The following is an 11249-nucleotide window of genomic DNA, read 5'->3' as shown; positions in this document are numbered from 1 at the left end:
ATCCCGAAGCTGAAGGATTTCAGGTTATTCCAAAACGTTGGATAGTTGAAAGAACCTTTGCTTGGCTCTCCAATTTTAGGCGCATGAGCAAAGATTACGAACATTCTCCTCTTACCTCAAAAACCAATATTTTCTTTAATATGATTACCGTTATGCTTAATAAATTAGCTACTTAAATGATTTCAAGACATCTTCTAATTTTTGATCACATCTTTCTACAGGCAGATCTCTACAATATTGTTTTTCATAAGCTACACCTATAAATATTTTTCCATGCGGCCGCAATTTTTCTATTATCCTATCATACCAACCGCTGCCAAAACCCAATCTATTAAAATTATCATCAAAAGCAACGATAGGAGTAATAATTGTATCAGGTACTATGCTTTCACCGGCTTTTTCCCATTCTTCAAACATCAATAGCTTACTTTTATGGGGAACTGCTACTTTGTAGCCTAAATTAAGTAAATTATCTATCAACGGTATAACATTTATCTCTCCATCTATGGGAATGTAAGCAGCAACAATTTTGCCTTTAATGTCACTTAAGTTTTGGTTAAAAATATTAACAAGTGACTCTGCTGCATAACTAGAATCAATATTTCTCCTGATGGCTCTATATTGTTCTCTTACTTTTTTTTTCTGTTGTTTCAGGTATAGAGACACATTTTTATCCATTCTGCGGTTAATTTTTCTTGTAAACTATTTTGCCTTAAGCGTCCATTTAAAAAGTCAAAATCAATAAATTCCATGTTCTGATCTTGATTGCTGCAACTATAAACAAAACTCTCTTCTTCGGCTTTTACATGTCTTTGTATGCATCGAGCACAGATTTCTTTCATCATACACTGCATAGGAGAATTAACGGATGATATTACTGTGTGATCTGACTTTAAATATGGTTTTAATATTGTTTTTCTTACCTCATTTACAGCTTTCATCATTTTATCAGAACCAATAACAATAATTTTATCTATGGAATTTAAACTAATGTCACTTGTATTTTCTTGATAAGAAATCATCGCATCTACTATATTACTGTGGAAAGACTTATCTTGAACTCTGCTGGTTTCTATTAGTCCCTCCTCACATGCCCACACTACCGTGCTGGACGTGTTCTCTATTAAAGTGCGTTTAAATACATCATTTAATTTTTTATAACCAGCAAAGTATAAAACTTTGTTGCCTCTTTCAATAAATGCTCTACCGATAGAAAATAGCACCGCATTTCCCACTCCACCACCAACTAGCATTGTATTTTTCATGGTGTGACCTGTCGTCCTTGTGTGAGATCTATTAAATCCATTTCTTCCAATGTATTACTAAATTTATGCTTATATGCCGCATGTGTAATGCAATAAGCTATATTACCCGCTATTAATGCAGATGCTATAGTGATCCCAATTACTGCAAACACTGCTGATACTGTAAAAGTATCAGATTTCAATAACAAGATGTAGCCAGAAGCAATAGTCACGCAACCTATGCCTATCCCTACAGAAATACCTACGTCTTCTGCTTCGGATTTAGGAATAAGTGATGGATCTGCACCATTTTTTCTGAGAAGTTTCATTCCTTCCAGGAAATTTCCTCTGAATGCCATATGCATAGGTGTTCTTCCACCTTGATTTTGCGAATCAATGCATGCGCCATTATTGATCAGTAATCTCATCATCCTTAAGTCGTTTTTTCCCGCTGCTAAGTGCAAAGGTGTCTCATGAAAAAGGTTGCATTGCATATTAACATTTGCATCATTTTCAAGCAAGAGCTTTGCTACATTTACATGCCCATATTCGGCTGCTAAATGTAAGGGAGATACACCATATTTATCTTGTAAATTGACAGTATCTCCTTTCTTTATGAGATGATTTACTATATTCTCATACCCATATTCGGCTGCTAAATGTAAGGGAAACGTACCATGTTTATCTTGTAAATTGACAGTTGCTCCTTTTTTTATGAGGTAATCTACTACTTTCTCATGTCCATATTCGGCTGCGAAATGCAAGAGAGAGAATCCATTTTTATCTTGTAAATTGACATTAGCTCCTTTTTTTATGAGATGATCTGCTACTTGCTCATGTCCATGATGAATTGCTGAATATAAAGGAGAGATTCCATATTTATTTTGCAAATTGACATTAGCTCCTTTATTTATGAGATAGTCTACAGCTTTCTCATATCCACTGACAGCTGCTAAGTGCAATAAACTTAAGTCTTTTATCTGCGAAAATAGATGATTTATGTTAAAATTATCATTTTCCAATTCATTATATATAGCCTTTACATTCCTACGTCTCTCGCTTATTACATGCTGGCTTTCACCTCGGTTCTCATGCATCTTCTGCCATTCATTCTCATCTATTCTTAGTATATTAAGTAGCAAGTTTTTAATATCATGAGCCTCTTCTTTATTAATTGTTTTCAGTAGCGCTATTAGCTCTACAACATATGTTCCTGACATTTTATTACCTTAATTAGATATGTTAATAATTTAATTATTGTATGTTTTTATAGATAAATCAATCTTCCTGTACGCTTTCTCTGCATTGTATAGCGTGTTTAAATACATCATTTAACTTTCTTGTTGTCTCTTTCAATAAATGCTCTACCGATAGAAAATAGCACCGCATTTCCCACTCCACCACCAACTAGCATTGTATTTTTCAGGTGATTAATTTTCCTATTATTAACTTACTTACATTACTTACCTACATTTTTAGCCAATCTCAAGTGTATTTTACATAACAAACTTCAGGTTGTGTAATAAGAGTTGAGTTGGACGCATTTAAGGAGCAATAATTGCCATTGGAAATCAATGCATGATACAATTGATAAAGCTTGAAATAACTGATAGATTAGTTATTTCTAAGTTAGATGTTTTTATTAAAACCTACAAATTTCACTGCTTTTGCTCAAAAAGCCTTACCATGGCTTGTATCCACTTGTTTCTTATGTTTTTTAATAGGAGTGTGTTTAGCTTTATTTTTTTCTCCGGAAGATTATAAACAAGGTGAGATTGTCCGGATTATGTATCTTCATGTTCCATCTGCATGGCTTTCCCTGGGAATATATGGATTGATTGCATTACTCAGTTTCACTTCATTAGTATGGAAAAATAGTATCGCAAGTATTTTGGCTCATGGTGCAGCACCTGCAGGGACTATGTTTGCTGCAATATGCTTAATTACAGGTAGCATTTGGGGAAAAGGCACCTGGGGCACTTGGTGGGTATGGGATGCAAGGCTTACCTCAATGTTAATCTTATTTTTCTTATATATTGGATATCTAGCATTATGGAGCGCTTTTGACAATGAAGCAAGGGCTGAAAAATCAGCGGCAGTATTTGCGATTTTTAGCGCTATAAATATTCCTATAGTGAAATTTTCTGTAAACTTGTGGTCTACTTTGCACCAACCTGCAAGCATTATCAGAAAAGGTGGCATAGCAATTGACAGCTCTTTATTGTTACCATTAATTGCAATGTTTATGTTTTGCGTAACATTTTTTTTAATAGTATGGATGCTATATTCCCTTCATTTAATAAATTTATGCAAAATCAAGCGGGAAATCACTATGCGATATTAGTCAACTTGTTGCAATTCTATTAATTGGTGTTAAACTTAAAGTATGGAAAAAATGGAGACTCACTATTCGTTTGATGATGTGCTGTTATTGCCTGCATATTCTGACGTGCTGCCATACGATACAGATACAAGCACTTATTTAACAAACAGTATAGAGCTAAGAATACCGCTAATCTCTTCTGCAATGGACACTGTAACTGAGTCTAGTTTTGCAATAACCATTGCTCAACACGGAGGAATAGGGTGCATACACAAAAATTTATCAATAAGTGCACAGGTTGCAGAAGTCAGAAAAGTAAAAAAGTATGAAAGTTGGATTGTATATGATCCAATTACAATTTCTCCAGATAAAACAGTTGCAGAAGCGATTTCACTAATGAAAGGATATAACTACTCTGGAATTCCTGTAGTTGATCAACAAAAATTGGTCGGCATTTTAACAAATAGAGATGTCAGATTTATCGAAAATTTGAATATAAAAGTCTCTGAGGTAATGACAAAAGATAGGTTAATTACGGTACAGGAAAATGGAGTAGATAACATATCTGCAATGAAGTTGCTGCATGAAAATAGGATAGAAAAACTTTTAGTTGTAGATGAAAATTCCCATTGCATAGGTCTAATTACAGTTAAAGATATCGAAAAATACAATAAATATCCAAACTCATGTAAGGACAGTAAAGGTCGATTAAGGGTTGCTGCTGCAATTGGTACTGGTAAACAAGATGGCATAGAAAGATGTGAAGCATTAATTAGTGAAGAAGTTGATGTAATTGTTGTAGACACTGCTCATGGCCATTCTGCAGGTGTTATTGATACCATTAAAGAAATAAAAAAGATCTATCCAGATGCACAGATAATAGGAGGTAATATTGCCACAAAAGAAGCAGCTGAAGCATTAATTGATGCAGGTGTTGATGCAGTGAAAGTTGGCATAGGACCTGGGTCAATATGCACTACAAGAGTGGTTACGGGTGTTGGTGTACCACAATTTTCTGCAGTTAAGAATATTGCGGAAACATGCAAGGCAAATAATGTGAGATTAATTGCTGATGGTGGGATAAAATACTCAGGAGATGTTGCAAAAGCCATTGCAGCTGGTGCAGATTCTGTGATGATAGGCTCAATTTTTGCTGGTACTGATGAAAGTCCAGGTGAAACTATTATTTATAAGGGCAGAGCGTATAAAAGTTATCGTGGAATGGGGTCTATTAGTGCAATGAAACGAGGTTCAGCTAGCCGTTACTTTCAAGATAGTGATGCAAAACTTAAGTTAGTTCCGCAAGGTGTAGAAGGAAGAGTACCATTTAAGGGACCAGCATCGGGAGTTATACACCAATTAGTGGGAGGTCTACAAGCTGCCATGGGGTATACCGGCAATAAAAACATAGCAGAAATGAAAGAAAATTGTAAATTTGTAGTTATGACTGCATCAGGGTTAAGAGAAAGTCATGCTCATGACATAATAATTACACAAGAAGCCCCAAATTATGCTTATCAAATATCCAATTTATCTATTGATTCTGAGTAAATACAACTGAATTGATAAAGGTCAAAAAATGATAGAGAAGACAAAGCAAGAGTTTGCCGATCTGCAAGCACAAATTAATTATCATGATGTACTGTATCATCAGAGGAGTAAACCAGAAATCACCGATGCTGAATACGATGAATTGAAGCAAAAAGCAGCTAAAATAGCAGAATTTGAAGATAGCGTTGGTGCTGCACCGGATGAGAGGTTTGCTAAAGTAGAACATATAGAACCTATGCTTTCCATTGACAATGCTCATGATGAGCAAGGTGTAGAGAGATTTTTATCCAAGATAAAAAGATTTTTAAATATAGATAGAGTAGAAATGATATGTGAGCCTAAAATAGATGGCTTGTCATTTTCTGCAATTTATGAAAATGGAGTGTTTGTTAAAGCTGCAACTCGTGGTGATGGTCATGTAGGAGAGAATGTAACCCACAATGTTGCAACTATAAAGGACTTTCCTAAATTTCTACAGGGTATGGAAGGTAGGCTGGAAATAAGAGGCGAGGTATACATTTCTAACAAAGATTTTGCAAAACTAAATGTACAGAATGAATTCGCTAACCCACGTAATGCAGCTGCAGGTTCTCTAAAGCAACTTGATGCAAATATTACGGCTAGCAGGCCACTAAAATATTTTGCTTATTCTTTAATAGGTGGAACATCACATAATCAGCACGAAGTATTAAGTAGTTTAAAAACACTAGGTTTTTGTGTAAATGAAAACCAATTTATCGCAAATACTTTAGAGGAAATGCTGGAATTTTATGATAAAATCTACAATTGCCGTTATAATTTAGATTATGATATTGATGGCATCGTCTATAAAGTAAATGATTTGACATTGCAAGATCGGTTGGGCAGTACTCACAAAGCTCCGCGTTCAGCGCTCGCTTATAAATTTCCTGCAATCTGTGCAAAAACTAAGTTAAATAGAATACTCATACAAGTTGGTAGAACTGGAGCCTTAACCCCAGTTGCAGAATTAGTCCCGATCAATGTTGGTGGAGTATTAGTTAGCAGAGCAAGCCTCCACAACCAAGATGAAATTAAGCGTAAAGACATAAGAGAAGGTGATATTGTCACCGTAAAACGAGCAGGGGATGTAATTCCCAAAATAGAAGAGGTAGATAAGAATGCTCGTTCTGCAAATGCACCTGAGTTCATATTCCCTGAAGCTTGTCCTGAATGCGGAAGTAAAGTGCAACGGCTAGAAGGAGAAGCTGTAGCACGATGTTCTGGAGAGTTTACATGTAAAGCGCAAATCATAGGCAAATTGAAGCATTTTGTATCACAAGATGCATTTGATATTGATGGCTTTGGAGAAAAGCAAATAGAATTTTTTTATAAACTTGGTCTAATAGAACAGATTTCTGACATTTTTACTCTAGAAGAAAAACTGAACAAGCTTAACCTAAAAGAAGAAAAAGGCTGGGGTGAAAAGTCAATAGTTAATCTATTGACTTCTATACAAAATAGAAGAGTAATAACCTTAGATAGATTTATATTTTCTTTGGGTATTAGGTCCATCGGCCAAGTTGTGGCAAAATTACTGGCAAATTACTACATCTCTTATGAAAACTGGTACTTGTCTATGACGAAGTTGTCCTCTGACGAAGAAGCTTTTTCTGAACTACTAGACATAGATTGCATAGGAAAAGGAATGGCAAAATGCTTAGAGTTATTCTTTTCTGAAAAACGCAATATTGCAGTATTAAACAATCTTACTTCCCATCTAACAATTCTTTCTGTTGATGCAAATAATAGTAACTTCATCTTTAGCAACAAAGTTATAGTGTTCACTGGCACACTGACTATGAGTAGAAATGAAGCTAAAGCTAGAGCTAAAACCCTAGGAGCAATAGTAAGCTCCAGTCTTTCTACTAAAACTGATTACCTGGTTGCAGGAGAAAATCCAGGATCGAAATACAAAAAAGCGCAAGAGTTGGGCATAGAAATTTTAAACGCGGAACAATGGTATAACATGACACGTGTTTGAGTTGCTTTTTAATAAATTAAGTGGTATAATTTTATGTAAGTAGTAAAGGAGAAGTTATGGGAGAATATTCCATAGTTGATTTAATTGAAAAACTGCAAGAAAAGTTAGGTTATGAAGGTATCATAGAGTTATTGCAGGACAATGTAGATTCAACGAATTTAAAAAATATTAGATATGATGAAGGTGACACTCCATTGTGCATCGCAATTAAGAATACAGCTTTGTGGAAGAAGTTGTCACTAAAAGATGAGAATTTCATTGAAAAATTAGATGTTGACTATGACTATATTTACAGTGGTCCGTTTGATAAAACAAAGCAAAAGGTAATAGGAGATAGTTACTTACATACGGCTGCTAGAGCGCGAAATATAGACGCCTTCGTGTTCATTTGTAAGAAAAATATTGCTCTTGTAACACACAAAAATGATGATGGAAATAATCCGTTTCACGAAGCAGCAAGATGTAGAATTTTGTCGTCTGTTGTGAAGGGAATTCTTAAACATATAAGGTCAGAAGCTGGAGGCAAAGAAAGATCAGAAATTGAACGTAAAATTGCAAAAGCAAGGGAAGCTAAAGACGAGAAAGGATTAGAGAATCTAGCAAAAGAACTAAAGAATCTAGACGAAGAATACGTTACAAAATACATTAAAGACGCGTTGCAGAGTAAAAAGTATGCTTTAAATAAGAATAAAGAAACTCCTCTTGATGGTTGTTGTGAAAAAGATGAAATCAAGGAAACTGTAGGCATAAAAGACAGTTTTATATGTAATAAGAAACTACATGCGAGTTTATATGTAGTAGGTGCCATAATCTGTGTTACCGCGTTATGCTTGTCTTTATACTTTCTATTTCTAGCTAATGCAACTTTTGCATTGAGCTCAATTGCCTCAATGGCTGTGGGTGGAACTGCATTTTTATCACTCAAAGCATGCAATGAAGTGTTTAAATTATCTGAAGAGGGTGCAATATCTGCTGTCTCTGTATCAGAGAACCAAGGAGTTTGCTAAAATGACTGCAGGCATGAATAAACTTTCTGAATGTTAGAAAAAAAGTATAGTAAAATTTTAATAGCAAACAGGGGCGAAATTGCCTGCAGGATTATAAGAACTGCCCATAAAATGGGTATATCTTGTGTTTGTGTGTATTCGGATGCAGATGTAAATTCTGAGCATGTTATGCAAGCAGATGAGTCAAGGTACATAGGTCCTTCACCTTCTTATTTAAGTTATTTAAATATTGATAAAATATGTGAAGTTGCAGTCGAAACGAACGTGCAAGCAGTGCACCCGGGTTATGGTTTTTTAGCAGAAAATTCGGATTTTCCACGCGCTCTTCAGAAATATAACATAGATTTTATCGGTCCAAGTGCAAAAACAATAGAAGTTACAGCTAATAAAATCACAGCAAAGGACGCTGCAAGAAAAGCTGGTGTCAATGTGGTACCAGGGTATATGGGCAAGATAAGTGATGTAGTCCATGCAATAAAAGTTGCTGAAGAAATTGGGTTTCCTGTGATATTTAAAGCTGCTGCGGGTGGCGGTGGCAGAGGCATGCGAGTGGTAAATTCAACAAAAGAAATTGCGCTGGCATTTGCATCTGCAACAAGTGAAGCAGAGAAGAGCTTTAAAGATGGCAGTATATTTATTGAAAAATATATAGAATTACCAAGGCACATTGAAATACAAATTTTAGCAGATAAATACGGCAATATAGTATGCCTTGGGGAAAGGGAATGCTCAATACAGAGAAACAATCAGAAGATAATAGAAGAAACTCCAAGCCCATTTATCAGTGAACAAGTGAGGCAGGAGATGTATGCTCAATGCATTTCTTTGGCACAACAGGTTGGCTATTCCACAGCAGGAACTATTGAATTTGTTGTAGATAAAAACCAAAAATTCTACTTTCTTGAGGTAAATACTAGACTACAAGTTGAGCATACAGTAACAGAACTTGTGAGTGGAATAGATATTGTAGAAGAAATGATCAGGATTTCCTGTGGAGAAAAACTGAGGTTTAACCAAGATGATATTAAACTTACTGGCTCAGCAATTGAAAGTAGAATATGTGCTGAAGACCCATCAAAGAAATTTTTTCCTTCCAGTGGCAGAATAAAATATTATGACAAACCTAATTATGTCAGGATAGACGATGGAGTTACTGCAGGTTCAGAAATCAGTACGTTTTATGATTCAATGATTGCAAAAGTAATAACACACGGGCAAGATAGAATAGAAGCAATTAGTAAAATGCAAAAAGCATTATCTGAGTGCTATATAGATGGGGTAACAAACAATATAGAATTTCTTGAGTCAATTTTTCATCATCCAAATTTTATTGCAGGGAAGCTTAACACTAGGTTCATTCTAGACTTCTACCCCAATGGGTTTTATGGTGATTTTGTTACAGAAGAATATGTAAAAACATCCATTTTAGTGGCATTATACATTCACTTAGAAAATGAACAAAAATACTGCAGTAGTACAGTAAATAGACCTCTTTCAAAACTGATTTATGGTAAGAAATTTTTAGGAGAAGTGCAAGCAAGCACCGCAGAATACTTGGATGTATTTGAGGAGCGTAGCTCAGCTTCGACAACAAAATTGCCATCAGAAATTGAGTTTCGAAAGAGGTCTAATGAAACGTTTGTAGTAGTGGTCAATGACAATGAGTATCATATAAATGCAAAATATCAAGATGATACATTAACAGCAATATACAATCACAATAGCTATTCTATAAAAGGCAGATGGAAATCGAATAGCTATAAGCTGTTGAATGTAACAATCAAGCTTCTTTCCAATCCTATTAGTGATGAAATAGAAGAGCAATCTATGAGTGATATTACAGTAAAAGTTAATAGGAAAGACAATAAATATTTATTAAAGTATGCGGGAATGCAAACTGAATGTTGTGTATTTCATCCTCATATAGCTGAACTAAATAAGTTAATGCTCAACAATCAAACAGAAGAAATTTCAGCAAATATTATACAATCACCAATATGTGGCTTATTAACCAAGCTATATGTGGATATAGGAACCCAAATAGAAATAGGGCAACCTTTATTTGTTGTAGAAGCAATGAAAATGGAAAATATCATATGCTCTGAAATAAAAGCAGTAATAAAAAAGATTCTTGTGCAAGAAGGAAAAAGCGTACAAGCAGGTGATGTGGTATTAGATAGCTATCCATAAAAATCAATTGACATAAAGTTGCTATATTTTTAATATTTATCTATTAATTTTTTAAAGTGTGAAAGAACAAAAATGCTTATTTGTTACCATTGCTGGGTTGCCCAATGCTGGTAAGTCCACACTAATTAATAGCATTATAGGTAAAAAAATTGCAATTGTAACTCCTAAAGCACAAACAACAAGAACACAAATAAGAGGCATTGCAATTTGTGGTGATACACAAATCATTTTTACCGATTCTCCAGGAATCTTTACAGCAAAAACTAAACTTGAAAAAGCTTTAGTTAAATCTGCATGGTCAGCAATTAAAGGTGATGACATAACTTTACTGCTTATCGATGTTAAAAATTATCTACAGAATATAGAAAAAATTAAGGCTATACTTGTCAAGTTGCAGCATAGGTGCATTTTAATTCTCAATAAAATTGATCTAATAAAAAGACCTGAATTAAAAATGGCATATGAACATTTCAATCTATTGTATAAATTCGAAAAAATTTTCATGATATCAGCACTAAAGAATGATGGACTTTTTGATTTAATAAATTATTTATCTGAAGTTGCACCTGTTGGTCCTTGGCTTTATCCAGAAGATCAAGCAACAGACTCATCAAATAATTTTTTATCAGCAGAAATCACACGAGAAAAACTATTTTTGAATTTGCATCAGGAATTACCATATTCTACAGCAGTTATCACTGAACAATTTGAGGAGAAGAAGGATAAAAGTTTAATTATAAAGCAGGTTATATTTGTCTTAAGAGAAAGTCATAAAAAAATAATTTTAGGAGAAGGCGGCAGTAATATAAAAAAAATTAATATTGAGGCACGTAGCGAGTTAGAGAAAATATTTGCACAGAAAGTACATCTTTTTTTATTTGTAAAAATACGGCCTTGGAGTGATCGTCCTGAGGAATATATTGTTTAAGCTA

The 11249-nt window shown here is 34.5% G+C and carries 10 protein-coding genes; 7 read left to right on the top strand and 3 right to left on the bottom strand.

Annotated features, from left to right (window positions below; all coding sequences use genetic code 11):
• A partial coding sequence (locus tag IC220_RS01990; protein ID WP_188152743.1) for a transposase occupies window positions 1–176 on the top strand: 176 nt, incomplete at its 5' end.
• Here IC220_RS01990 and IC220_RS01985 read toward each other — a convergent pair.
• Genes IC220_RS01985 through IC220_RS01975 form a run of 3 tightly spaced genes read right to left on the bottom strand, consistent with a single transcriptional unit; the run spans window position 169 to window position 2464 of the window.
• Window positions 169–678 (bottom strand): 5-formyltetrahydrofolate cyclo-ligase, encoded by a 510-nt coding sequence (locus IC220_RS01985; protein WP_188152923.1) that lies wholly within the window; start codon window positions 676–678, stop codon window positions 169–171. The two genes, IC220_RS01990 and IC220_RS01985, sit on opposite strands and share 8 nt — an antisense overlap.
• On the bottom strand, window positions 651–1265 hold the full coding sequence (locus IC220_RS01980; RefSeq protein WP_188152922.1) for a ferredoxin reductase domain-containing protein: 615 nt from the start codon (window positions 1263–1265) through the stop codon (window positions 651–653). The genes IC220_RS01985 and IC220_RS01980 overlap by 28 nt, the downstream gene beginning before the upstream one ends.
• Window positions 1262–2464 (bottom strand): ankyrin repeat domain-containing protein, encoded by a 1203-nt coding sequence (locus tag IC220_RS01975; protein WP_188152921.1) that lies wholly within the window; start codon window positions 2462–2464, stop codon window positions 1262–1264. The genes IC220_RS01980 and IC220_RS01975 overlap by 4 nt, the downstream gene beginning before the upstream one ends.
• Before the next feature lie 413 nt (window positions 2465–2877).
• On the opposite strand from IC220_RS01975, the gene ccmC reads away from it, so the two are divergent.
• Genes ccmC through era form a run of 6 tightly spaced genes read left to right on the top strand, consistent with a single transcriptional unit; the run spans window position 2878 to window position 11245 of the window.
• Window positions 2878–3588 (top strand): heme ABC transporter permease CcmC, encoded by a 711-nt coding sequence (ccmC, locus tag IC220_RS01970; protein ID WP_188152920.1) that lies wholly within the window; start codon window positions 2878–2880, stop codon window positions 3586–3588.
• 42 nt (window positions 3589–3630) lie between these two features.
• On the top strand, window positions 3631–5118 hold the full coding sequence (gene guaB, locus IC220_RS01965) for an IMP dehydrogenase (RefSeq protein WP_188152919.1): 1488 nt from the start codon (window positions 3631–3633) through the stop codon (window positions 5116–5118).
• A gap of 28 nt (window positions 5119–5146) precedes the next feature.
• Window positions 5147–7120, top strand: a complete 1974-nt coding sequence (ligA, locus tag IC220_RS01960; RefSeq protein ID WP_188152918.1) for an NAD-dependent DNA ligase LigA — start codon at window positions 5147–5149, stop codon at window positions 7118–7120.
• Between the two features lie 56 nt (window positions 7121–7176).
• Complete coding sequence (locus IC220_RS01955; protein WP_188152917.1) at window positions 7177–8127, top strand: hypothetical protein; 951 nt, start codon at window positions 7177–7179, stop codon at window positions 8125–8127.
• 30 nt (window positions 8128–8157) lie between these two features.
• Window positions 8158–10317, top strand: a complete 2160-nt coding sequence (locus IC220_RS01950; RefSeq protein WP_188152916.1) for an acetyl-CoA carboxylase biotin carboxylase subunit — start codon at window positions 8158–8160, stop codon at window positions 10315–10317.
• Window positions 10318–10375: 58 nt separating this feature from the next.
• The gene (era, locus tag IC220_RS01945; protein WP_188152915.1) at window positions 10376–11245 is read left to right on the top strand and encodes a GTPase Era; all 870 of its coding nucleotides are present in this window, start codon (window positions 10376–10378) and stop codon (window positions 11243–11245) included.
• Window positions 11246–11249: the final 4 nt, after the last annotated feature.

This window comes from Wolbachia endosymbiont of Pentalonia nigronervosa (assembly GCF_014534705.1).
Classification (GTDB): Bacteria; Pseudomonadota; Alphaproteobacteria; order Rickettsiales; family Anaplasmataceae; genus Wolbachia.
Note: the sequence above shows the minus strand (reverse complement) of the source record. Positions and strands in the feature narration are given on the sequence as shown.